Genomic DNA, 22,716 nt, shown 5'->3' with positions numbered 1-22,716 from the left:
CATGGTGACGTTCGCGCAGGTCCGGGAGCTGGCGCTCGCGTTGCCCTCGGCGGTGGAGGAGCCGACCTGGGGCGACGTGACGTTCCGGGTCAACGGCAAGATCTTCGCCATCACGGGTACGGAGTCCGCGCACGTCTCCGTGAAGGCCTCCAAGGAGGACCAGGCGGAGCTGATCGCCTCGGACCCGGAGACCTACTCGTTCGCGCCGTACGTGGGCCGGTTCGGCTGGGTGCTCGTCCAGCTGGCCGGCGTCGGGGCCGACGACCTGCGGGACCTGTTGACGGAGGCGTGGCGGCGGACCGCGCCGAAGAAGCTGGTCAAGGAGTTCGACGCGGCCTGACGCCGAGGCTCGTACGGGGAGGTCACCGGTGACGGGGCCTCCCCGTCGTCGTGTTCCGCCGGCCGCGCCGGGCCGGGACAGGGGCCTCGACGGTTCAGGCCGCCCAGGCCAGGCCGGCGAGGGTGACCGTGGCGGCGAGTTCCACGCACGCGCCGAACACGTCCCCGGTGACCCCGCCGAACCGGCGCACCGCGTGCCGGGTCAGCAGCGCCGCCGCGACGAGCGCCACGGCGACGGCCAGGGGACCCTGCCAGGGCCGGTCGGTGGCCCGGACCGCCACCGCCGCGACCAGCAGGGTGAGGCCTCCGGCGGACAACCACGAGGTGGTACCGGCGACCAGCGCGCCCAGCCCCGACGGCCGCGCGGCGGGCACCCCGGTCCGGCAGGCCCAGGTCACGGCGAGCCGCCCGGTGGCCGTGGCCACGACCAGCGCCGGGAACACCAGGCCCGTGGGCAGGGCGGCGACGGCGGCCACCTGGGCGAGCAGGGTCAGCACCACGGCCGCCACCCCGAACGGGCCCACGTCCGGCTTCTTCATGATGTCCAGCGCCCGCTCCGGCCCCGCGTACGAGCCCAGGCCGTCCACAGTGTCCGCCAGCCCGTCGAGGTGCAGTCCCCGGCTGAGCAGCGCGCCGAGCGCCACGACGAGGACGGCCCCCAGGAGCGCCGGGGCGTGCGCCAGGCGCAGACCCAGGGCCGCACCGCCGAGGACCGCCCCGAGGGCCGCACCGACCAGCGGGGCCCACCGCATGGCCGCCCCAGCGGTGGCCCGGTCCACCCGGCCGCCCCGGACCGGGGTGACCGTGAAGGTCGTGACCGCCAACCGCAACCCGTCGAGCACCGTCACACCTCCCCGCCCCGTACCCGTCGCGTCCGGACCTGTCGCGTCACCGGCCCGGCGGCCGAACGTTCCACCCCGGCGTGCCCGGCGTGCCCGGCGTGCCCGGCGTGCCCGGCGTGCCCGGCGTTACTCCGCGACCTCGTCGGCCGGTTCGACGTCGCTGGTCAGGGCCGCCGCGACGGCCAGGGCCGTCTGGGCCAGGGGCAGGGCCGCCAGCGCGTTCGCCCCCTCGCCCAGGCCGAGCTTGAGGTCCAGGACCGGGTACAGCCCGAGGACGTCGGCGCCCAGCTTGACGGTCGGGTGGCCGCCGTGGTCGAGGAGCAGCAGCCAGTGCCGGGTCTGGCCGGCGATGTCCCGGGCGAGCAGGCCGGCCGTGACGCCCAGCGGACCGTCCACGACGACCGGGGTGCGCCGGGTGGCGGCGGCCAGGATCACGCCGGTCGCGACGGCCAGCTCGGTGCCGCCGATCGCGGCGAGCAGGCTGCGCGGGTCGCGGGCGGCGGCCCGGATCCGGCGGAGGGCGTCGCGGGCCGTGGCGGCGCGGGTCATCCAGCCGTTGTCGTCGACCTGGCCGTCGGCGGTGGCGAGCCGGGCGAGCAGGGCCGGGGGCTCGGCGCCGGTGAGCAGGGAGACGATCGCGGCGGCGGGCGCGCCGGCGTCGGTGAGGGTGCCCAGGACCAGCAGGTCCGCGCCGCCGTCGACGGCCCGGTCGGCGAGGACCCGGCCGTGGTCGATGGCCGCCGCGACCTGCTCGGCGGTCAGGACGTCGGCGTGCACCGGGTCGCCCTCGTCGGCGGTCAGCTCCACGACCTCCACGTGCACGCCGGCCCGGTCGGCGAGCAGCGGGTACACGCCCTCGCCGGCCGCCGGGCGCGGGTCGCCGGTGGAGTTGAGCAGCACGAGCCGCACGTCGGAGTACTCCACCGGGGCGGCGGTGCCCTGCTGGCCCCCCGCGACGGCCACGGTGTCGGCGAGCCCGCCCAGCCCGGAGCCGGCCACCTCCAGGGTGCCGAGCCGCTCCCGGGCGGCCTCGCGGGCGTCCTCGTCGGGCATGCCCATCGAGGTCGGGTCGAACGGGTCGGGCAGCTCGGTCAGTTCGACGCCGGACACGACGACGCCGGGCGTGGCGCGGGTCCGGACCGGGGCGGTGCGGATCCGGCGGTTGAGGGTGGCCCGGTCGGGCGGGGTGCCCTTCAGCCACACCGGGGCCCCGGCGACGACGAGCACGACCCCGTCGCAGACCTCGGCGAGCCGGCGGTTGAGCACGCCCAGGGCGTCGGTGAACCGGCGGCCGGACTCGGTGGCCGGCACGACGGCTAGCCCGACCTCGGGGGAGACCAGGACCAGCGGGCCCCGGCGGGCGGCCACGGCGGCCACGAGCGGGTCGGGGTCGACCTCGCCCGCCCAGCCGGTGGCGTCGTAGGAGGCGGTCAGCCAGGCGCCGAGGTCGTCCACGAGCAGCGCGGCCTCGCCGGTCAGCCGGTCGGTGAGGTCCGCGCCGACCTCCTCGGTGGTCCAGTGCTCGGGGCGCCGCTCGGTGTGCGCCTTGATCCGGTCCGCCCAGGCGGCGTCGTCGCGGCTCGGGCCGGTGGCCAGGTACGTCACGCGGGGGGCGCCGGTCAGCAGCGCCTCGGCGTACTCCGACTTGCCCGAGCGGATGCCGCCGAGCACGAGTACCCGTCCGAATGCCTCAGTCATAACTTCGCATCCTGCCACCTGTTTTCGGGCTACGGGGCACGGGTCCACGCCCGCTAGGCTTGCGATCTACGGTCACCGGGAGCGAAGGGGTACGCAATGGCGTGGATCTGGCGGTACGAGGACGCTGACGGACAGCCGGTGGACGGTCCGGGCGAGACGTTTCCGAACCAGGGCGACGCCGAGTCATGGCTGGGGCAGCAGTGGCGCGACCTGGCGGCGACCGGGGCGGCGAGCGTGGTCCTGGTCGAGGACGAGCGCGTGGAGTACCGGATGAGTCTGTTGTCGTGAACTACCAGCTCGGGGCCCGTCGGGAGCACTTCCGGCCCAGCCCGGTCTTCGTCGCCCTGCTGGCCGTCACCCTGGCCGGCGGCGCGATGGCCTACCTCGGCTACGGCAGCGTCAAGTTCGACGTGTTCCTGCTGGTCATCGGCGGCTGGCTGGTCTCGCTGTGCCTGCACGAGTTCGCGCACGCCTTCACGGCCTACCGCGGCGGGGACCATTCGGTGGCCGCCCGGGGGTATCTGACGCTCAATCCCCTCAAGTACACCCACGTCCTGTTGTCCATTGTTCTTCCGTTGTTGTTCGTGCTGCTCGGCGGCATCGGGCTGCCCGGCGGCGCGGTGTGGATCGACCGGGGCGCGGTGCGGGGCCGGTTCCGCCGGAGCCTGATCAGCGCCGTCGGGCCCGCGGTGAACATCGTGTTCGGGCTGGCGCTGGCCGCGCCGTTCTGGTTCGACCCCTACCCGGCGGAACACCGCGCGTTCTGGGCCGGGTTGGCGTTCCTCGGGTTCCTGCAGTTCACGGCGGGTCTGCTCAACCTGCTGCCCATCCCGGGCCTCGACGGCTACGGCATCATCCAGGAGTATCTCCCGCACGACTGGCGCAGCGCCCTGGACAAGGCCCAGCCCTGGGGCATGCTGTTCGTGTTCGCGCTCCTGTGGTGGCCGCCGGGTGGCGCGGTGTTCTTCAGGATCGTCTACTTCCTGTGTGAGCTGGTGGGACTTCCCAGGGACTTCGTGGGCGCGGGGAGTGCCCTGATCAGGTTCTGGCAGTAGGAGCCGAGCTAGGGTCGGGCCTATGGAATTTCGTCATCTCGGCCGGTCCGGCCTCCTCGTCAGTGAGATCTCCTACGGCAACTGGATCACCCACGGCTCCCAGGTCGAGGAGGACGCGGCGCTCGCCTGTGTCCGCGCGGCCCTGGAAGAGGGCATCACGACCTACGACACCGCCGACGTGTACGCGGGCACCCGCGCGGAGGCGGTGCTCGGCCGCGCGCTGAAGGACGAACGGCGCGAGGGCCTGGAGATCTTCACCAAGGTGTACTGGCCCACCGGCGACGGCCCGAACGACCGCGGCCTGTCCCGCAAGCACATCATGGAGTCGATCAACGGCTCCCTGAAGCGGCTCGGCACCGACTACGTGGACCTCTACCAGGCGCACCGCTACGACTACGCCACCCCGCTGGAAGAGACGATGATCGCGTTCGCCGACGTCGTCCGGCAGGGCAAGGCCCTCTACATCGGGGTCTCCGAGTGGCGCGCGGAGGAGATCCGTGAGGCCGCCGCGCTCGCCAAGGAGCTGAAGATCCAGCTCGTGTCGAGCCAGCCGCAGTACAACATGCTGTGGCGGGTCATCGAGGCCGAGGTCATCCCCACGTCGGAGGAGCTGGGCCTGTCCCAGATCGTCTGGTCGCCGATCCGCCAGGGCCTGCTCACCGGCAAGTACCTGCCGGGTCAGCCCCCGCCGGCCGGCTCCCGCGCCACGGACGAGAAGTCCGGGGCGCACTTCATGAGCAACCTGATCTCCGACGAGGAGACCCTGACCCGGGTGCAGCAGCTCAAGCCGCTCGCCGAGGCCGCCGGGCTGACCATGGCCCAGCTCGCCGTCGCGTGGGTGCTGCAGAACCCGAACGTCGCGTCCGCGATCGTGGGGGCGTCCCGGCCGGAGCAGGTCCGCGACAACGTGAAGGCCGCCGGGGTCACGCTCGACGTGGAGCTGTTGAAGCAGATCGACGTGGTGTTGGAGCCGGTGATCGAGCGGGATCCGGCGAAGACCACCTCGCCGGCGGCGCGGCCGTAGGTTCCGCGCGGGAGGCCGTCGCCGCGGTGGCGGCCTCCCGGAACGTCCCGAATGCGGTCGGGTGGCGCGGCGTCCCCGGTCGGTTCAGAGCACCGGACGGGCCGTCGACATCAGCCGTTCGACGTGCTCGATCACCTCGGCCCGGCTCGCGAACACCGGCTCGATGATCTCGTCCCCGCGCCGGTCCAGCGCGCCCCACCGGTGCTCCGCCGACACGATCAGGTACGCCACCGGGTGGATCACCAACCCCCGGTACGCGGGCTGGACCAGCACCCGTCCCGTCCGGTCCACGACGCCCTTGCGCCCGCCGCGCTCGACCACGGCGAGCCCCTCCTCGGTGAACCCCTCCACGTAGCGCCCGTCGGCCAGCGCCGTGCAGAACTGGTCGTACGAGCAGGACAGCATCACCTTGCCGTGCACGTCCACGGCCCCCCAGCCGCCGGCCCGGCGCACGGCCGCGACGCCGTGCCGGAAGGGGCGCACGTCGTCGTACCCGGCGGAGATGACCACCCGGCCGTCGAGGTCGATGGCCACCCAGTCGTCGTCGTCCGTCCGGCGCACCCAGGCCCGCTCGTCCCGGTACGGCTGCGCGTCGGCGTAGTCGCCCTCCGGCACGAGCTGCTCGGGGGCCTCGCGCTGCCGGGGCATCGGCCCGAACCCGACGGTCGAGGCGCGCTCGGCGATCGCGTCGAGGACCAGCTCGACCTCGCTGATCAGTTCCTGGTCGTAGGTGAGCCGGCGCAGTTCGAGGGCGCGTTCCAGGTTCGCGGCGGCCTCGATGAGCCGGCCCTGGTCGTACGCCGACCGGGAGGCGTGCGCGTACAGGCTGGCGCGCAGCGGGCCGGGCAGCTCGGTGGAGTTCGCCTGCGCGTACAGCTCGTCGGCGGCCCGGTGCTCGCCGCGCCACTGGTGCACCCGGGCGAGCCGGGCCCGCGACAGTGCGATCCGGCGGAGCTGGTCGGTGCTCTCGGCGTGCTCGACGGCGAGCCGGGCGTCGCTGAGCGCCGGGTCGTACTCGCCGAGCAGCCGGTGGGTGACGGCGCGCAGGCCGAGGAGTCGGGCCCTCGTACCCGGATCCGAACTGTCGGAAATCCGACTCGTGAGAGCGGCCCTAATCGAGCGCAGCCGGCCCGGATCGGACACCGTCTCGCGCAGGGTCACCGGGTCGAGGGGGAAGCGTTCCTCGGCGAGGGCGCGCTCGGGGTCGCCGTCGTAGGGGACCGCGTCGTCGGTGGGGACGTAGGCCGCGACGTCCGGGATCTGGGAGGCGGCGGAGACCACGGGGCCGACCGGCGCGGGTGGCGCGACCGGGGCGGGTGGCGGGGGCGGGGGCGGTGCCGGCTCGGCGCGGGGCGCGGGGACCACCGGCGCTGCGGGCGCCGCCACGACCACCGGGGCCACGGGTGCTTCCACGGCCGCAGGGGCAGCGGGTGCCGCTACGACCACCGGCGCCACGGGTGCCGCCACGACCACCGGCGCCGCGGGTGCTTCCACGGCCACGGGGGCCGGCGCGGGGCGGGGCTCCACGAGCGCGGCCGGCGCGACGACGGCGAGCGGGGCCGCAGGCCCAGGAGGTGAGGAAACAGGCTCCGGCATCGGCTCCGGAACCGGCGCCACCGGTGCCGGTTCCGGTACCACTACAGGCGGTGCGACCGAAACTTCCTCTTCCACCCGGACCGGTTCGGGCAGCGAGGGGCGGGTGGCGAACCAGCCACCGGCCACACTCGCGTCACTCATGCCGCACGCACCCTGCGAAATTAGCCTGACGGGGGGACACCGCACGGCGTAGGCTCGGCCGCTTGTGTGTCGATAGGAGGGTAAAGCGTGACCGCACCCGCCGCCAGTATTCCGGCCGGTTCGTTACGAGCCTTTCTGGCCCTCGCCGGAGCAGGTTATAGACGATTTTCAACCTATACGCAGGCCACGTTCGCCATGGCTTTCACCAACTCGGTATTCGGGTTCCTCAAGTGTTACGTGTTCCTGACAGTCGCGGCCGGCGCCGGCGGGGTCGTGCTGGGCTACGACCGGTCCCAACTGGCGACCTACATGTGGGTCTCGCAGGGCATCATCGGGGTCATCAACGTGTGGGGCCAGCTCGACCTCGTGCAGCAGATCCGGACCGGCGACGTGGTGTCCGACCTGCTCCGGCCGATCGACCTGATGTGGGCGGCGGCGGCCACCGAGTCCGGCCGGTTCCTGTACTCGATGCTGGTCCGGTTCAGCTTCCCGGTCATCGTCGGCGCGGTCTTCTTCACGCTGTACGTGCCCCGGCACGTGGTCACCTATCCGCTGTTCGCGGCGGCGCTCGTGCTGTCGGCGGCGTTGTGCTTCTGCCTGCGGTACCTCCTCGCGCTCGTGTGTTTCTGGTTGTTGGACGTCCGCGGTGTGTGGACCGCGTGGCTGCTGATGTCCGGGCTGTTCGGCGGGCTGCAGTTCCCGATCGAACTCTGGCCGGACGGGCTCGCGGCGGTGCTGCGGGCCACGCCGTTCCCGCTGCTGTTCCAGGGGCCGCTGGACGTGCTCGTGGAGAAGCGGTCCTTCGACGTGCTCGGCCTCCAGGTGGGCTGGCTGGTGGCGCTGGTGGCGCTGTCCCGGGTGGTCCAGGCCCGGGCGCTGCGCAGGCTGGTGGTGCAGGGTGGCTGACAACCCCTATCTGCGGGTACTGCGCGCGCAGGTCCGCAGCCAGGCCCAGTACCGGGCGTCGTTCGCCCTGGACCTGGTCACGGCCACGGTGCTGGCGGCTGTGGACGTCGGCGCGATCTTCATGCTGTTCCGGGTCACGAGGACGCTCGGCGGTTTCGCCTGGACCGAGGTCATCCTGATCACGGCCCTGTCGGTGGTCGCGTTCAGCTTCGCCGACGGGCTGGTGGGCGAGATCGAACGCCTCAAGACGTATGTCCGCACGGGGCTGCTCGACACCGTCCTGCTCCGGCCGCTGTCCGCCCTCGGCCAGCTCCTCGTGCTCGACTTCGCCAGCCGCCGCCTGGGCCGGATGCTCCAGGCCCTGGTCTTCTACGGGGTCGCGCTGGTCGTCGCCCCGGTCGTGTGGACCCCGGGCGCGGTGCTGCTGGCCGTGCTCGCCCCGATCGCGGGGGCCGTGTTCTTCGGGTCGCTGTTCGTCGTCTTCGCCTCGCTGGCCTTCTGGTGGGTGGAGTCCGGGGACGTGGGCAACGCGTTCACGTACGGCGGCCGGGACTTCACCAACTATCCGACCTCCATGTTCGGGGGCTGGTTCCGTGGCCTGTTCGCGTACGGGCTGGGCTTCGCGTCCGTCGCGTACCTGCCGGCCCTGGCGCTGCTCGGCCGCTCGGACCCCCTCGGCGTACCGGATCCGCTGCGGTGGCTCTCGCCCGCCGTCGCGCTGCTCGCCCTTCTGCTCGCCCGGACGGTCTGGCGGGCCGGGCTCCGTCGCTACGGGAGTACCGGATCATGATCATCGAGACGCGTGGACTACGGAAGGACTTCGTCCTCCGCAAGAAGGTCGGGCGGTTCCGCCGCGAGTCGGTCACCGTACCGGCCGTCGACGGGGTGGACCTGGCCATCGACCGGGGCGAACTGCTCGGCTACATCGGCCCGAACGGGGCGGGCAAGTCCACCACCCTGAAGATCCTCACCGGCATCATGACCCCCTCGGCCGGCGAGGTCACGGTGTGCGGGCTGCGCCCCGTGCCGCAGCGCACCACCCTGGCCCGGCGGATCGGCTCCGTGTTCGGCCAGCGGTCCCAGCTGTGGTGGGACCTGCCGCTGCGCGACTCGTTCGACCTGCTCCGACACGTGTACCGGGTGCCGCCGGCCGAGCACGCCGCCCGGCTGAAGCGCTGCCGCGCCCTGCTCGACCTGGACGAGTTCCTCGACACCCCGGTGCGGCAGCTCTCCCTCGGCCAGCGGATGCGCGGCGAGATCACGGCCTCGCTGCTGCACGGCCCCGAGGTGCTGTTCCTCGACGAGCCGACCATCGGCCTGGACGTGATGAGCAAGCAGGCCGTCCGGGGCTTCCTCGCCGAACTGGGGGCCGCCGGGGACACCACCATCGTGCTGACCACCCACGACCTGGCCGACATCGAGAAGCTGTGCGAGCGGCTGGTCGTCATCGACCACGGCCGGGTGGTGCACGACGGTTCCCTGGAGGCGCTGCACGACCGGTACGACTCCCGGCGCGGCATCGTCGCGGACCTGGAGGCGCCGTGGCCGGCCGGGCTGGTGATCCCGGGCGCCCGGGTGGTGGAGGTCGACGGGGCCCGGGTCCGGCTGGAGGTGGACGGGGCCACGGTCGGCGAGGTGGTGGGGCGGCTCGCGGCGGTGGTCGCGCTGCGGGACCTGTCCGTGGTGGAGCCGGAGATCGAGGACGTGATCGCGAAGCTGTACGGCGGGGCGTGAGGCCCGGCCGGGCCGGCCACAGCGGGCTCGGGCGGGCAGCACCAGGCCCGGGCCTGGTGCTGCCCGGCCGCACCCGCCCCGGAGACGCGTCGTGGGCACCCCCTCGACGAGGGAGTGCCCACGGGCGGACCCGGCTACGCCTCCGGGTGCTCGGTCACGTTCTGGAGGTACAGCGGCAGGCCCAGCGACTCGATCAGAGCGAGCTGGGTCTCCAGGTAGTCGATGTGACCCTCCTCGTCGGCGAGGATCTCCTCGAAGAGGTTCGCGGAGGTGACGTCACCGATCTTGCGCATGTACTCGATCCCCTTGCGGAGCCGGGTCACGGCCTCCTGCTCGACCTGCATGTCGCAGGCGAACATCTCGGGGACGCTCTCGCCGATCCGCAGCGGGAACAGCCGCTGGTAGTTCGGCAGCCCGTCGAGGTACAGGATGCGGTCGGTGATCTTGTCGGCGTGCTTCATCTCGTCGATGGACTCGTGCCGCGTGTACCTGGCCAGCTTGGTGTAGCCCCAGTTCTCCTGCATCTTGGAATGGAGGAAGTACTGGTTGATGGCCGTCAGCTCGGCGGTGAGCTGCTCGTTGAGGAACTCGATGACTGTGGGATCTCCCTGCATGATCAGCAGGATAAAGGCATCAGTGTCCGGGTCAGTCGCTAAGGGTATGCAATTACGCGCTTAGGGTAGCCAATGCTGGGCTTTCCTCGCCGATCAGATCCGCGATCCGGTCCAGGCATGAACCGCAGCCGGTGCCGGCCCCGCAGGCGTCGCCGACGCTCTCCTCGCACCGCGCGCCGAAGCGGATCGCGTCGCGGACCTCGCACTCGCGGACGCGCGCGCAGATGCAAACGAACACGCGATCACCCCTTCGCTTAGCCTGGCCTAAGCAAGGATGCCCTAAGGCTGGGGCCCCGTCAAGGGTTCGCGCAGGTCAGAGTGGGTCCACCGTTCGGGGGAGAGTGTTCGTCCCTCGATGTGTGCCGTGTCCTGTTCAGATGTTTACCGTTCGCCCGATTCGGCCTTAACCTGCCGGGCCCTACGGTACGGCGCATGCGGATACATCGAGCATTGACGATTGTTGCCGTCGCGGTGGCCGTGACTGTCGGGTTCGCGTCCCCGGCCTTCGCCGCCACCAAACTCACTCAGTCCCAGGCGGCCGGCCAGCTGTCGGCCTCGGGCATCACGTGGTCCTCCAGCGGGGGCTGCACGAACCGGAACGTCTCCACGTGCACGTCGTTCGAGCAGATCAACCAGTCCACGGTCAGCGGGATCAAGACGTTCAAGTCGATCAGCGGCTGCGGGATCAACATCACGGGGGGTACGGAGACCGGGCACTCCAGCGGCACGTACAGCCACTGGAACGGCTACAAGGTCGACGTCGGCAAGACCACCTGCGTGACCAACTACGTCAAGAACCACTACACCTACGTCGGGTACATCTCCGGCTGGGGATACCAGTACAAGGCGCCGTCGGGGAACCTCTACACCGACGAGGGCAACCACTGGGACATCCTGTACTACACCTGCGGCTGCTGACCCGCCTCCGACCGTCGCCGGGGAGGCTTCGAGCCTTCCCGGCAGGGCGCGTCGGGGTGGGTCGCTCACCAGAGCCGTGCGACGGCCCCGGAGTCGCGGGGTCCCGGCGCCGGGCACGCACCCCGGCTCGGCGGGCGCGGACGGGTCAGTAGAGCCAGAGGGAGACCGACGAGCCCTTCGCGACCTGCTGGTTCGCCCCCGGCGACTGGGTGTAGACCGTGTTGCGCCCGCCCGGCCAGTTGAAGGACTTGACCGCGACCAGCCCCACCGACTCCAGCTTCTTCTTCGCTTCCTCGAACGTCAGCCCGCCCACGTCGGGCACCGCCACCATCGGCGGGCCGGCGCTCACACTCAGCGTGACCTGCGCGTTGGTCTCCACCCCGGTGCCGCTCGCCGGGTTCTGGCCGATCACCCGGTCCTTGGCCACGGTGTCGTTGTTCACGACGTTGACCACGACGACCAGCCCGAGCTTCTCCAGCTCGCGCTTCGCGTCGTCGACCTTCTTGCCCACGACGCTGGGCACCGTGATCGGCGGCGGCCCCTTGCTGATCGCGAGGGAGACGGGCGCCCCGGCGGGCAGCACCGTACCGGCGGGCGGGTCGACCGACGCCACCTTCCCGGCGGCGACCGTCGCGCTGTACTGCTGGCTCTGGGTGACCCGGAACGTCTGCCCCTTCAGGGCCTTGAGCGCGTCCTCCGCGTCCATCCCGACGAGGTCGGCGGGCACCGTGTGCCGCTCGGGCCCCTTGGAGACCGTGACCACGATCGTGCCGCCGCGCAGGATCGACTCTGTGGCCTTCGGGCGCTGGGAGACGACGGTGCCGACCGGCACGGTCTCGCTGTAGCCCTCCACGGCCTTCAGGGAGAACCCGGCCTTCGCGGCCCTGGCCTGCGCGTCCACCTGGGCGAGGCTGACCAGCGCCGGGGTCTCGGTGTACCGGCCCGCGCCGAACCACCAGCCGCCCAGCGCGGCGAGCACCCCGATCACGACGACGGCCGCGATGACCGCGAACGGCGGTTTGCGCAGCGCGCGCCGGGCGACCATCGGCAGCCGGCCGACCCCGGGCAGTCGGGAGACGAGCGGGATGACAGCGGTGTGCGCCACGGGCGGCGGGACGTGGTACCGCGCGACGGCGGGCCGGGGCGCGCCGAGGTCCTCGCGGGCCGCGCCGAGCTCGGCGAGCATCGCCCCCGCGTCGGTGGGCCGCGCCCCCGGGTCGCGCCGGGTGGCGCGGGCGACGAGCTCGTCGAGGCTGGCGGAGGTCTCCGGGGCGAACCGCGACGGGGCGGGCACGTCGCGCTCCACGTGCTGCCAGGCGACGTCGACGGCCTGGGCGCCCTCGTACGGCACCCGGCCGGTGAGCAGCTCGAACAGCATGATGCCGGCGGAGTAGACGTCGGCGCGCGGGTCCGCGAACCCCTCGGAGACGAGCTCCGGGGCGACGTAGGCGACGGTGGCGAGCAGTTGGCCGCTGGCGGTGTTCTCCTCGCCGCTGGCCTCGACGGCGCGGGCGAGCCCGAAGTCGGCGACCTTGACCTGGCCGTCGTCGGCGAGCAGCACGTTCTCCGGCTTGACGTCGCGGTGCACCAGGCCGGCCCGGTGCGCGGCGGCCAGGGCGGAGAGCACCGCGGCCATGATGTTCAGCGCCTCGTCGCCGGGTAGCTGGCCCCGGTCGTTGAGGACGTCGCGGAGGGTACGGCCGCGGACATACTCCATCACCAGGTACGGGAGGCCGTCGTGGCTGCCCTCGTCGTACACCGCGACGATGTTGGGGTGGGTGAGCCGGGCGATCATCTTCGCCTCGCGCTCGAACCGGTCGGTGAACTGCCGCTTGCCCGCGTGCGTCGGATGGATGATCTTGATTGCGATCTCGCGCTCCAGGCGCTCGTCCATCGCGTGGTACACGGTCGCCATGCCGCCCCGGGCGATCCGGCCGCGAATGCGGTACCGCTCGTCCAGGAGCGCCCCGATCAGGGGGTCGGCGACTGTCGTGTCCACGCCCGCGAGTGTACGGGCCGGGCGCACCCCCGTGGTCCACCCGGCCCGGCGACGCTCAGTGGTGGGTACTCGTCGGGGTCGGCGCGGCCGTCGCGGTGGGCGTCGCGCTGGGCGTGGCGCTGGGTGAGGAACTGGCCGTCGGCGACGGGGTGGGGCTGCCCTCCGGAGTCGGGGTCGGCCCCGCCGTGGACCGGGTCGGGGTCGGCCTGGGCGCCTCCGGCCGGGCGGAGGCCGACGGCTCCGCGGACGGGCTCCGGGTGGGCAACCGGCGCGGGGTCGAGGTGACCCGGCGGGGCTCGGAGCCGGCCGGCCCGCCGTCGGCCGTACCCCCCTGGATCTCTGTTCCGCCCCGACCGGCGGCGGCTCCCAGGGCGGTGTCGCCCCGGACGGCCTTGGCCACGCCGAGCACGGTGAAGTACGAGCCGGCGGCGACCGCGAGGACCAGCAACGACAGGCCCAGGAGCACGATCCCCCGGTGGGTGGGGTGCTCCGGCTCCGCGCCCCGACGAAACAGGTCGTAACGGACGGAGCGTAGGACTCCGCGGATTTCCCGACGGAGGTTCATGTGCGATTTCCCTTCCAGAGGCCGACCCGAGGGGCGGGAACGGGGGAGGCCCTAGTCTTGTGGGGTGACTACGGAAATTTCGCCAGCCGAGTGGCTGACCCTGCCTGATGTGTCCGAACGGCTCGACCTGCCGATCCTCAAGGTCCGGCAGCTGCTGCGGGAGGGACAGATCCTCGCGGTGCGCCGCGACGGGGTGCTGCGGGTACCGAGCGAGCTGCTCGCCACCCCGCTCGCGATCAAGCACCTCCCGGGTGTTTTGAACCTCTTGCGTGATGCTGGGTACAACGACGAAGAGGCACTCAGGTGGCTCTATACCCCCGACGAGTACCTGGAGGGGACGCCGGCGGCCGCCCTGAGCCACCGGTCCACCGAGGTCAAGCGCCGGGCACAGGCCGCGGGCTATTGAGGCACCTGTCGTACCTGTTCGTGCTGGTCGGATGCCTGGCCGCCGCGATCTGGCTGGAGCCCGTGCTCCGGACCGGGGTGCTCCGGCAGGGGCGGCGGCTCGCGCTCACCGTCCTGCCGGTCGCGGCCGTCTTCGTCTGCTGGGACCTGGCGGCCATCGCGGCCGGGCACTGGCGCTACGACCCCGGCCAGGTGCTCGGCGTGACCCTGCCCGGCCGGTTGCCCCTGGAGGAACTGCTGTTCTTCCTGGTCGTACCCCTGTGCGCGATCCTCGGGTTCGAGGCCGTCAGGAAAGTGCTGGCCAGATGACCTACACGGCCGCCGTCGGCCTCGGGCTGCTGTGCGCGGTCCTGGTCGATCTGCGGGTACTGCGGACCAGGCTGCTGCTCGGGCGGACATTCTGGGCGACGTACCCGATCATCGTGTTCTTCCAGCTTCTGTCCAACGGGATTCTCACCGGCCGGGGCATCGTCCAATATGATCCCCGTGCGATCACCGGCTGGCGGATCGCACACGCCCCGGTCGAGGACCTGGGGTTCGGTTTCGCCCTCGTGCTGACGACACTGTCGGTATGGACCTGGCTGGGGAAGCGTAAGAGTGAACAGTAAGCAGAAGGGCCTGCTCGCCACGGCGGCCGTCCTCGTCGTGGCCGTGTTGGCCGTGCTCCTGATCGGCAATCTGTCGGCGGACCCGAAACCCGCCCCGGACGGCGCCCGGGCCACGGCCACCGCCGCCGGCAGCGTGGCGACCACCACCGGCCCGGCCGCGCAGGCGACGTCGACGAAGCCGAGGGCGACCACGCCCGCCCCGCCCGACTCCGGGCTGAAGAAGATCAAGGTCGCGGACCTGCCGGCCGAGGGGCGGACCACGCTCGCGCTGATCGACCAGGGCGGGCCGTTCCCCTACAAGCAGGACGGCGTGATCTTCGAGAACCGGGAACGGCGGCTGCCGCAGAAGCCGGGCGGCTACTACCACGAGTACACGGTCGTGACGCCCGGCGAGGGTGACCGGGGCGCGCGCCGGCTGATCACCGGCGACGGCGGCGACCTGTACTACACGGCCGACCATTATGGCAGTTTCCAGCAGGTTCTCCGCTGACTTCCGGAATAACCGCCCACGCCCCCGCTGTCCGATTGATCATCGGTACATGCTGGAGCTGCTGGCAAGAAACTGGGGCCTCGTCGTCCTGCGGGGCGTCCTCGCCGTCGTGTTCGGCGTCCTGGCCGTCGCCTGGCCCGGGGTCACCGTGCTCGCCCTGGTCCTCGTCTGGGGCGTCTACGCCCTGATCGACGGGGTCACCGCCGGCTGGCTGGGCATCTCGGGCCGGGGCGAGCACCGCTGGCTGCTCGTCCTGATGGGCGTCGCCGGGGTGCTCGCCGGCATCGGCACCTTCCTCTGGCCGGGGATCACCGCGCTCGTGCTGCTGGTCTTCATCGCCAGCTGGTCGATCATCATCGGACTGCTCTACCTGTACGCCGCCTGGCAGATCCGCAAGGAGGTGACCGGCGAGTGGCTGCTGTACCTGTCCGGCGCGCTGTTCGTCCTCCTCGGCATCGTGCTCCTGGTCCGCCCCGGCCAGGGCCTGGTCGCCCTCGCCGTCACCCTGGGCATCTGGTCGATCATCTGGGGCGTCTCCCTCGTGTTCTACGGTTTCCGGCTGCGCGGCCTGGCGAGGACGTCACACCCCTCCGGTATATAGAACGCATGTACGAATCCCTGGCCGAGCTCCTGCACCGCCGCCGCCGCGCCCGCGGCTGGAGCCAGCACCGCCTCGCCCGCGAGCTCAACGCCCTCACCGGCCGGCCCACCCTCACCCGGCACGAGGTGTCCCGGTGGGAGCGGGCCCGCCGGCTGCCCGGGCCGTTCTGGCGCGGCGGGCTGGCGGCGCTGCTCGGCCTGTCGGAGGAGGAACTGCGCGCGGCCTCCGCCGCCGGCCGACGCCGACGGCGGGTCCGCATCCGGTCGCGCTGAAGCCGACGGCGCGCCCGCATCCGGTCGCGCTGAAGCCGACGGCGCGCCCGCATCCGGTCGCGCTGAAGCCGACGGCGCGCCCGCATCCGGTCGCGCTGAAGCCGACGCCCGGTCCGCACCCGGCCGCGCTGAATCGGCCCGGGAGTTTCCGGTCACGAGTGCGGAACCCGAACATCCGGAGTGCCCCCGGATCGACTACCGTCGGGGCCGTGAATCACGATCATGCGCCGCTGCAGCGCCGGGTGACCGCCGCGTTGGAGTCGTTCCTGACCGCCCAGCGCGAGCGGCTGTCCGCGATCGACTCCGCCCTGCTGCCGGTCGCCGACGCGCTCACCGAGTTCGTGCTCGGCGGCGGCAAGCGGATGCGCCCCGCCTTCGCGTACTGGGGCTTCGCCGGCGCGGGCGGCCCGGACTCCGACGAGACCGTCGCCTGCCTGTCGAGCCTCGAACTCGTGCAGGCCAGCGCCCTGATCCACGACGACGTGATGGACGCCTCCGACACCCGGCGCGGCCTGCCCGCCATCCACCGCCGGTTCGCCGACCGGCACGCGGCCGAGGGCTGGGCCGGCGACTCCGAGGCGTTCGGCCGGGCGGCGGCGATCCTGCTCGGGGACCTGTGCCTGGCCTGGTCGGACGAGCTGTTCGACGGCGCGGGCGTGGATCCGGTGGCGGTGGCCCGGGCCCGGCCGGTGTTCGACGAGATGCGCACCGAGGTGATGGCCGGCCAGTACCTGGACGTGCTCGCGGTCGCCACCCGGGACACCAGCCTCGAACGGGCCAGCAAGATCGCGGTGTACAAGTCGGCGAAGTACACCATCGAGCGCCCGATCCTGATGGGCGGCGCCCTGGCCGGGGCCGACGACGCCCTGCTCAAGAGCTACTCCGCGTACGGCCTCCCGCTCGGCGAGGCGTTCCAGCTCCGCGACGACGAACTGGGCGTCTTCGGCGACCCGGCCGTCACCGGCAAGCCTGCGGGCGACGACCTGCGCGAGGGCAAGCGGACGTACCTGGTGGCCGCCGCGATGGCCGCCGGCACCCCCGCCCAGCGCGACCTGGTGACCACCCTGCTCGGCGACCCGGACCTCGACGACGCCGGCGTGGCCGCGCTCCGGGACGTGATCGTGTCCACCGGCGCGCTGGCGACCGTGGAGGACCGGATCTCCGAACTGACCGCCGCCGCGCACGAGGCCCTCGACGGGGCGCCGGTGGAGCCGGGGGCGCGGGCCGTGCTCGCGGACCTGATCACCGCCGCGACCCGGCGAGCGGGCTGACCCGACGCCGGGCCCGCCCGGAAAGAAGTGTGGGCCAGCCCCGTTCCCGGCTCCTCCCACCCACCCCGTTCCCCGGTGGGATCGACCCATGCCCGATCCCGAGAACGCGCCAATCGTCGAGCTGCTCCGGCGCCTCGCGGCGCACCTGATCCGGCAGCACGAGCCCGCCCTCGACGCCCCGCCCGACGGCCGTCCCCGCAGGTGCCGGGCCTGCGGCGAGTCCTGGCCGTGTCTGGGCCGCCGGCTGGGGGAGCGCGGCTGGGCGGCGAGCGCCGACCGTCCCGAATGATGGTGGTTCTTCAACTCCCCCCACCCCCACCAGTAGTCTGGCGACCGTGGCAATCAACAACGCGTCCTTCCGCCCGGCACGACCGGCGTCGATCGGTGACCTGATCCGGCACCCCGACCCGACGTTCTCGTTCGAGTTCTTCCCGCCGCGGAACGCCGAGGGCGAGCAGGTGCTGTGGCAGACGATCCGGGAGCTGGAGCAGCTGCGCCCGTCGTTCGTCTCGGTGACCTACGGCGCCGGCGGCACCACCCGCGACCTGACCGTGGAGGTGACGGAGCGGCTCGCCACGGAGACCACGATGTTGCCCATGGCGCACCTGACCGCCGTCGACCACTCGGTCCGCGAGCTGCGGCACGTCGTCGGCCGGCTGGCCGGTGCCGGGGTCCGCAACATCCTCGCGGTCCGGGGCGACCCGAAGTCCGGCGTCGACGGCGAGTGGATCCGGCACCCCGAGGGCGTGCTGTACGCGGAGGACCTCGTCCGCCTCGTCAAGGAGGCCGGGGACTTCAGCGTGGGTGTGGCCGCGTTCCCGTACAAGCACCCGCGCTCGCGGGACATCGAGGAGGACACGAAGTACTTCGTCCGCAAGATGCGGGCCGGCGCGGACTTCGCCATCACCCAGATGTTCTTCGACGCCGACGACTACCTGCGGCTCCGCGACCGGGTCGCCGCCGCCGGCTGTGACGCGCCGATCGTGCCGTGCATCATGCCGGTCGTCGCGATGGGCACGATCGCGAAGTCGGCCCAGCTGTCGGGGGCCCCGTTCCCGCCCGCGTTGGCGGCCCAGTTCGAGAAGGTGGCCGACGATCCGGCCGCCGTCCGTAGACTCGGGATCGACCAGGCCGGCGAGCTGTGCCAGAAGTTGTTGCGCGAGGGCGCGCCGGGGATCCACTTCATCACCTTCAACCGGTCCACGGCGACCCGCGAGGTGTGGCAGAACATCACGGGGGTGCGTGCGCATGCGGCATGACGGAGTCACGGTCATCGGGGTCGGCCGGGTCCCGGTCACCCCGGACGTCCTGATGGCGAACCTGGGGGCCGAGGTGACCGCCCCGTCCGTGCAGGCGGCGCTGGACCGCTGCTCAGCCGCGCTGAACAGCATCAACGACGTGCTCAAGCGCTCCGGCGTGCCCGACCGCGACCGGCAGACCGCCGGGGCCCGGGTCTTCCAGGCGTTCGGCCCCAACGGCGCGCCGCAGGGCTGGACGGCCAGCCAGCAGCTCACCGCGCGGCTGCGCGACCTGGGCACGGCCGGCGACATCGTGGGCGCGGCGATCGGCGCGGCGGGCGACGCGGCCCGGCTGCACGACCTGAGCTTCGCCGTGGACGACCCGGCCGAGGCGAAGACACGCGCGCGCGATCTGGCCTTCGAGGACGCGAAAACGAAGGCCCGGCGTTACGCTGAGCTGGCCGAGCGGCGACTCGGCGTGGTCGAGGCGGTCTCTGAGGCGGGCCAGGGCGGTTCTTCCGGCCCCGGGCACGCCATGCGGGCCATGGCCTTCGGGGGCGGCCCGTCCGTGGAGGCCGGTGAACTGGAGATCTCGGCATCCGTCGAGGTGCGATGGGGGTTGTTGAGCTGACGACGCTGGGCTGGGACGGTTACGCGGCACGCTGGGCGTCGCTGCACGGGGTCGATCCGAGGACGACCCCGCAACCGTTCCGTGGCTGGCTCCGGGTGTCCTACGCCCTGGCCCGCCCGCTGGCCCGGCTCGGCGCCACCCCGGGCAACCTGCTCGCCGCGAGCCTGGTCCTGAGCCTGGCCGTGCCGGCGTTCGCAGCTGTCGGCGGCTGGTGGACCCTCGGCGCGGGGGCGGCGGTGCTGCTCGCGGTCGTCACCGACGCGGTCAGCCGCGCACTGGCGGTGCTCACCGAGAAGATCACCCGGATCGGGTACGTGTACGCGGCCCTGGTCGAGCGCCTGTCCGAGGCGGCCTGGCTGGGCGCGTTGTGGCTGCTGGGCGCGCCGGGCGTGCTGATCGTGGCGTGCGGCGCGCTGACCTGGCTCCAGGAGTACCTGCGGACCCGGACGGCGGAGACCGGCGTCGTACTCGTCGATGGTTCCGTGCTCGGCGAACGCGGCCCGCGGATCGCGACCGTCGCGCTGGGGCTGATCCTGTGTGGACTGGCGGGTGCCGCCTCCGAGACCCTGGCCCGGGGCGCTGCGGCCCTGGTCGGGGCGGTCTGGCTGCTCGTCGCGGTCCTCGGCCTGACCCACGTGTTCACGTCGGTCCGCCGCTCCCTCGGCTGAGAAACCCTTTCGTCGGGGTACGTCGTCCCGCCCGGCCCACCCTTGTGTTCCGGCTCCACTTTGTGCTGCGGCCAGGATGTCGGGCCTGGTCCCGCTACCCGCCCTGGCCCGCCTGGTCGCCCCGGTCCAGCGGCAGCGACCGGCCCAGCACGGCGAACGGCCGCTCGTCCCCGGGGAAGTGGAAGTTCCGCAGCACGTCGAGGAACCCGAGCCGCCGGTACAGCCGCCAGGCCCGGGACGCCTCCCGGGGCACCTCGGGCGTGGACAGCAGCACCGTGCCGCGCGGCACCCCGGTGAGCAGCGCCACCAGCTGCCGGTGCCCGCTGCCGTGCCCCTGCGCGCCCGGGGCCACGTGCAGCTCCACCAGTTCGAAGCAGTCGTCCATCCAGCCGTGGTACACCGGCCGGGGCAGCGCGCCGCGCACCTGCTCGTGCCACCACTGGCCGGGGCTGGACGTGTACCCGTAGCCGAAGCCGAGCAGCGCGCCGTCGTCGTCGAGGGTGGCCACGGCCCGGAAGCCCGGCCGGCCGGCGTGGCTGGCGACGAAGCTGCGCCGGGAGAAGATCAGGTCCCTCGGGTACGCCATCGCCGCCCCGTACACGGCCAGGACGTCGTCGAGGCGGTGCAGGAGGTCGTCGGGTCCCCAGTGGATGAGTGGCATAGGTACGTATCTTGGCGCATTAGGACAAGGTCTGCGGCGCGGCAAGCCGGGCCGAGAGCCAGTTGAGTGCCGACGGGATCAGGACGAGCCAGGCGGAGAGCGTGTGCCCGCCCACCGGGATGAACGCCGTCGTGAACCGGACCGGGGCCCTGACGTGCGGCGTGAACTCCCGGATTCCCGCCATCGCGTTCTTGTCGTCGTTGGCCGACCCGAACCAGATGTCGACGTCGGGGACCGGCAGGTTCTGGATCCGCCACAGCGGGGAGTTCTCCTGGCGGGCCTTCTCGTTCCCCTTGAACAGGTCCTGGGTACCGCCCGCGCCGCCGGGCAACGGCTTGAAGTACCCGGCGATGCTGCCGGCCGCGATGTACCGGTCGGGGTGGCGCAGCACATGGTTCACGGCGCAGTACCCGCCGGTGGAGAAGCCGATCACACCCCAGGCGGCCCGGTCCCCGCGTACCCGGTAACGGCTCTTCACCGCGGCGGGCACGTCCTCGGTCAGATACGTGTCGAACTGCGGCCCGCCCTCCGCGTTCACGCACTCGCTGTCCCACTTGGGATCGGGGTGCATGGTCGGGTAGATCACGACGGTCGGGGCCATCCGGTGCGCGGCGATCTCGGCGTCGAGCATCCGCTGCGCCCCGGTACCGGACACCCACGTGTTCGGCGTGCCCGGGTAGCCCGCGTAGGCCGTGATCACCGGGTACCGCACGTTGTCGGACTGGTCGTAACCCGGCGGCAGGTACACCACCACCGGCAGCGCGATGCCCGCCTTCCCCGGCGCGGGCGTGAACTGCTCCATCCGGCTCTGCCCGGGCGCGGCGGTGGGCGGCGCGCCCCCGTCGTCGCCACCGGACGGCACGGCGGCGGCGTCGCGGTCGCCGAGCACGTGCCCCCACGTCGGGGCCAGGAACATGATCCGGTTGACGGCCACCCCGACCACGGAGAACGCCGTGACCGCGCACAGCAGGAGCAGCACCGGACGGATCAGCCAGCGCACCCGGCGGGCCCGGGGCCAGGCCCACGCGACCAGGACGGTCGTCGCGACCGCGATCGCCATGGTGAGCAGCTGCAGGCTCAGGCTGGTGGGGGTCATCGCCGGTTCCCGGGGGCCGCCGGGGGCCGGCTCGGGGTGGCCGGCGGACGGGGCGAGGACGACGCGCTGGGGGTGGGGGTCGGCGACGCGGTCGTGGACGTGCTGACCTGGCCGGCGGTCTGCGCCGGGTCGAGGGCGGCCGGGAGCTGGGCCGAGGCCCAGCGCAGGGCCGCCGCCAGCGGGTCGGCGTGCCTGGGGGAGAGGCGGGTGCCGGGGGAGCCGGCGGCGGTCGGCTTCGCGGTGCCGGACGGGCCGGTAGTGGCGCCGGGGTGCGCGGTGCCGCCCGGGCTGGTCGAGGTGCCCGGGGTCGTGGTGCCGCCCGGGGTCGTCGAGGCGCCCGGGTTCGTGGTGCCCGTCGCGGAGGGCACGGGGACGCCGGGTGGCACCGCCACGCCCGGCGCGAGGAACACGGCCACCGGGCTGCTCATCGCCGCGAGCGCCTTCGCCGGGGCGGCCAGCTCGGCCGGGGCGGGCGGGGTGACGGCGGCCGCCGACCGGTACCGCTCCGGGTGCCGGCGGGCCAGGTCCAGCGCCGCGACCCCGTACTTCCCGACGCCGACCGTGGACCACCGGTCGGGAGTGGTCCGCAGGTCGCGGGCCAGTTCCTCCGGCAGCTCCGCGCCGAGCAGCCGCAGGGAGGCGGCGTCGTGGGTCCGCGGGTGCAGGAACACGACGATCGCCGGGTCGCCGTTGCGGCCGGCGGCGCGCGGGTCCGACCAGCCGGGCGTCCCGGGCGGCCCGAACGCGACGATCACGGGGAACCGGCTGTTGGGCTGCAGAAAGTACTGCGCCGGCAGGCTGATCGACGGGTGCTCCGCGACCGGCCACTTCCCGCCGCCCGCCGGCTGCCAGGGGAACGCCAGCCCGGACTTCGCGCCCTGCTGGGCCCGGGCCCGCAGCCACTCGTCGAGCCCGCCGCTGGTGACGCTCTCGGCCACGTGCCGCTTGGCCTTCGGCGGGCTGACCAGGGTCTCCAGGGTGGGGTAGAGCTGCTCCGACCGGTTCACCACGAGGCCCACGCAGAGCACGACCATGACCTGGGACAGCAGCAGCGACCCGCTCCGCAACGCCAGGCGTCCCCGGCGCGGCCAGCGCCGCCACAGTGCGACCGTGCCCGCCACCACGACGATCGCGAGGACGAACCCACCGACGAGGGTCGATGTGGCGGTCAGGGACATGGCTCCCACTGTAAAGAGCGATTTTCCGGTACGACGACCGGAGTGATCTGTCCGACACCTCCACATCCAGCCCGCCCCCGGACGCCCGTCCCGGCGGATGGCTCCGCTGGTTCGCGGTGTGGAGATCGGCCGCTAGGGGGTTGTTGTCCTGAATTGAAGAATGGTG

29 protein-coding genes are annotated in these 22,716 nt (G+C 72.8%); 19 read left to right on the top strand and 10 right to left on the bottom strand.

Annotated features, from left to right (window positions below):
* Position 1: 1 nt before the first annotated feature.
* Positions 2-340, top strand: coding sequence for an MmcQ/YjbR family DNA-binding protein (locus tag PT931_RS12520; protein ID WP_456245885.1), 339 nt, complete (start codon positions 2-4; stop codon positions 338-340).
* 94 nt (positions 341-434) lie between these two features.
* Here PT931_RS12520 and PT931_RS12515 read toward each other — a convergent pair whose 3' ends face one another.
* Together PT931_RS12515 and PT931_RS12510 are read right to left on the bottom strand one after the other, a co-directional pair.
* Positions 435-1,181 carry an adenosylcobinamide-GDP ribazoletransferase gene (locus PT931_RS12515; RefSeq protein ID WP_456245884.1) on the bottom strand — a complete coding sequence of 249 codons (747 nt, stop codon included), beginning with the start codon at positions 1,179-1,181 and terminating at the stop codon, positions 435-437.
* A 126-nt stretch (positions 1,182-1,307) separates the two neighbouring features.
* Entirely contained in the window at positions 1,308-2,879 is a 1,572-nt protein-coding gene (locus PT931_RS12510) for a bifunctional adenosylcobinamide kinase/adenosylcobinamide-phosphate guanylyltransferase (RefSeq protein ID WP_456245883.1), read from the bottom strand.
* A gap of 96 nt (positions 2,880-2,975) precedes the next feature.
* Between PT931_RS12510 and PT931_RS12505 the strand changes: the two genes are divergently transcribed.
* The 3 genes from PT931_RS12505 to PT931_RS12495 are packed head-to-tail and all read left to right on the top strand — an operon-like array spanning position 2,976 to position 4,958.
* Positions 2,976-3,167, top strand: a complete 192-nt coding sequence (locus PT931_RS12505; RefSeq protein ID WP_363726730.1) for a hypothetical protein — start codon at positions 2,976-2,978, stop codon at positions 3,165-3,167.
* Positions 3,164-3,934: a site-2 protease family protein gene (locus PT931_RS12500; RefSeq protein ID WP_456245882.1), complete on the top strand. Its 771-nt coding sequence runs from the start codon at positions 3,164-3,166 to the stop codon at positions 3,932-3,934. The genes PT931_RS12505 and PT931_RS12500 overlap by 4 nt, the downstream gene beginning before the upstream one ends.
* Before the next feature lie 22 nt (positions 3,935-3,956).
* Entirely contained in the window at positions 3,957-4,958 is a 1,002-nt protein-coding gene (locus tag PT931_RS12495) for an aldo/keto reductase family protein (RefSeq protein ID WP_456245881.1), read from the top strand.
* 84 nt (positions 4,959-5,042) lie between these two features.
* Here PT931_RS12495 and PT931_RS12490 read toward each other — a convergent pair whose 3' ends face one another.
* Positions 5,043-6,695 (bottom strand): WG repeat-containing protein, encoded by a 1,653-nt coding sequence (locus PT931_RS12490; protein WP_456245880.1) that lies wholly within the window; start codon positions 6,693-6,695, stop codon positions 5,043-5,045.
* Between the two features lie 195 nt (positions 6,696-6,890).
* Here PT931_RS12490 and PT931_RS12485 point away from each other — a divergent pair, with 195 nt between their 5' ends.
* Genes PT931_RS12485 through PT931_RS12475 form a run of 3 tightly spaced genes read left to right on the top strand, consistent with a single transcriptional unit; the run spans position 6,891 to position 9,335 of the window.
* Entirely contained in the window at positions 6,891-7,601 is a 711-nt protein-coding gene (locus PT931_RS12485; RefSeq protein ID WP_456245879.1) for an ABC transporter permease, read from the top strand.
* On the top strand, positions 7,594-8,391 hold the full coding sequence (locus PT931_RS12480) for an ABC transporter permease (protein WP_456245878.1): 798 nt from the start codon (positions 7,594-7,596) through the stop codon (positions 8,389-8,391). Before PT931_RS12485 ends, PT931_RS12480 begins: the two co-directional genes overlap by 8 nt.
* Positions 8,388-9,335 (top strand): ABC transporter ATP-binding protein, encoded by a 948-nt coding sequence (locus PT931_RS12475; RefSeq protein ID WP_456245877.1) that lies wholly within the window; start codon positions 8,388-8,390, stop codon positions 9,333-9,335. Before PT931_RS12480 ends, PT931_RS12475 begins: the two co-directional genes overlap by 4 nt.
* Before the next feature lie 134 nt (positions 9,336-9,469).
* Here the strand turns inward: PT931_RS12475 and bfr are convergent, their stop codons facing one another.
* A complete protein-coding gene (bfr, locus tag PT931_RS12470) occupies positions 9,470-9,949 on the bottom strand; it encodes a bacterioferritin (protein WP_456245876.1) in 480 nt (159 codons plus the stop codon).
* A 52-nt stretch (positions 9,950-10,001) separates the two neighbouring features.
* Positions 10,002-10,187: a (2Fe-2S)-binding protein gene (locus PT931_RS12465; RefSeq protein WP_363726718.1), complete on the bottom strand. Its 186-nt coding sequence runs from the start codon at positions 10,185-10,187 to the stop codon at positions 10,002-10,004.
* Between the two features lie 194 nt (positions 10,188-10,381).
* Between PT931_RS12465 and PT931_RS12460 the strand changes: the two genes are divergently transcribed.
* Complete coding sequence (locus PT931_RS12460) at positions 10,382-10,867, top strand: hypothetical protein (RefSeq protein WP_456245875.1); 486 nt, start codon at positions 10,382-10,384, stop codon at positions 10,865-10,867.
* A 145-nt stretch (positions 10,868-11,012) separates the two neighbouring features.
* Here the strand turns inward: PT931_RS12460 and PT931_RS12455 are convergent, their stop codons facing one another.
* Both PT931_RS12455 and PT931_RS12450 read right to left on the bottom strand, forming a co-directional pair.
* Entirely contained in the window at positions 11,013-12,866 is a 1,854-nt protein-coding gene (locus PT931_RS12455; RefSeq protein WP_456245874.1) for a protein kinase domain-containing protein, read from the bottom strand.
* Between the two features lie 55 nt (positions 12,867-12,921).
* Entirely contained in the window at positions 12,922-13,431 is a 510-nt protein-coding gene (locus tag PT931_RS12450; protein WP_456245873.1) for a hypothetical protein, read from the bottom strand.
* A gap of 64 nt (positions 13,432-13,495) precedes the next feature.
* On the opposite strand from PT931_RS12450, the gene PT931_RS12445 reads away from it, so the two are divergent.
* From PT931_RS12445 to PT931_RS12395, 11 genes are all read left to right on the top strand, one after another.
* The gene (locus PT931_RS12445; protein WP_363726711.1) at positions 13,496-13,837 is read left to right on the top strand and encodes an Rv2175c family DNA-binding protein; all 342 of its coding nucleotides are present in this window, start codon (positions 13,496-13,498) and stop codon (positions 13,835-13,837) included.
* Entirely contained in the window at positions 13,834-14,145 is a 312-nt protein-coding gene (locus tag PT931_RS12440) for a lycopene cyclase domain-containing protein (protein WP_456245872.1), read from the top strand. Before PT931_RS12445 ends, PT931_RS12440 begins: the two co-directional genes overlap by 4 nt.
* Complete coding sequence (locus tag PT931_RS12435; protein ID WP_363726707.1) at positions 14,142-14,444, top strand: lycopene cyclase domain-containing protein; 303 nt, start codon at positions 14,142-14,144, stop codon at positions 14,442-14,444. Before PT931_RS12440 ends, PT931_RS12435 begins: the two co-directional genes overlap by 4 nt.
* Positions 14,434-14,934, top strand: a complete 501-nt coding sequence (locus PT931_RS12430; protein ID WP_456245871.1) for a ribonuclease domain-containing protein — start codon at positions 14,434-14,436, stop codon at positions 14,932-14,934. The genes PT931_RS12435 and PT931_RS12430 overlap by 11 nt, the downstream gene beginning before the upstream one ends.
* A gap of 49 nt (positions 14,935-14,983) precedes the next feature.
* Entirely contained in the window at positions 14,984-15,535 is a 552-nt protein-coding gene (locus tag PT931_RS12425; RefSeq protein ID WP_363726703.1) for an HdeD family acid-resistance protein, read from the top strand.
* A 5-nt stretch (positions 15,536-15,540) separates the two neighbouring features.
* Positions 15,541-15,807 (top strand): helix-turn-helix transcriptional regulator, encoded by a 267-nt coding sequence (locus PT931_RS12420; RefSeq protein ID WP_456245870.1) that lies wholly within the window; start codon positions 15,541-15,543, stop codon positions 15,805-15,807.
* 209 nt (positions 15,808-16,016) lie between these two features.
* Positions 16,017-17,078 (top strand): polyprenyl synthetase family protein, encoded by a 1,062-nt coding sequence (locus PT931_RS12415; protein WP_456245869.1) that lies wholly within the window; start codon positions 16,017-16,019, stop codon positions 17,076-17,078.
* An 88-nt stretch (positions 17,079-17,166) separates the two neighbouring features.
* The gene (locus PT931_RS12410; protein WP_456245868.1) at positions 17,167-17,367 is read left to right on the top strand and encodes a hypothetical protein; all 201 of its coding nucleotides are present in this window, start codon (positions 17,167-17,169) and stop codon (positions 17,365-17,367) included.
* A 46-nt stretch (positions 17,368-17,413) separates the two neighbouring features.
* Positions 17,414-18,337, top strand: coding sequence for a methylenetetrahydrofolate reductase [NAD(P)H] (gene metF / locus PT931_RS12405; RefSeq protein WP_456245867.1), 924 nt, complete (start codon positions 17,414-17,416; stop codon positions 18,335-18,337).
* Complete coding sequence (locus tag PT931_RS12400; protein WP_456245866.1) at positions 18,327-18,947, top strand: SIMPL domain-containing protein; 621 nt, start codon at positions 18,327-18,329, stop codon at positions 18,945-18,947. The genes metF and PT931_RS12400 overlap by 11 nt, the downstream gene beginning before the upstream one ends.
* On the top strand, positions 18,929-19,615 hold the full coding sequence (locus tag PT931_RS12395) for a CDP-alcohol phosphatidyltransferase family protein (RefSeq protein WP_456245865.1): 687 nt from the start codon (positions 18,929-18,931) through the stop codon (positions 19,613-19,615). The genes PT931_RS12400 and PT931_RS12395 overlap by 19 nt, the downstream gene beginning before the upstream one ends.
* 94 nt (positions 19,616-19,709) lie before the next feature.
* Here the strand turns inward: PT931_RS12395 and PT931_RS12390 are convergent, their stop codons facing one another.
* The 3 genes from PT931_RS12390 to PT931_RS12380 are packed head-to-tail and all read right to left on the bottom strand — an operon-like array spanning position 19,710 to position 22,550.
* A complete protein-coding gene (locus PT931_RS12390; protein WP_456245864.1) occupies positions 19,710-20,276 on the bottom strand; it encodes a GNAT family N-acetyltransferase in 567 nt (188 codons plus the stop codon).
* 19 nt (positions 20,277-20,295) lie between these two features.
* On the bottom strand, positions 20,296-21,372 hold the full coding sequence (locus PT931_RS12385) for an alpha/beta hydrolase (RefSeq protein ID WP_456245863.1): 1,077 nt from the start codon (positions 21,370-21,372) through the stop codon (positions 20,296-20,298).
* Complete coding sequence (locus PT931_RS12380) at positions 21,369-22,550, bottom strand: hypothetical protein (RefSeq protein ID WP_456245862.1); 1,182 nt, start codon at positions 22,548-22,550, stop codon at positions 21,369-21,371. Before PT931_RS12380 ends, PT931_RS12385 begins: the two co-directional genes overlap by 4 nt.
* Positions 22,551-22,716 lie beyond the last annotated feature (166 nt).

The organism is Longispora urticae, assembly GCF_053902585.1.
This window is presented reverse-complemented; position numbering and strand designations above follow the sequence as displayed.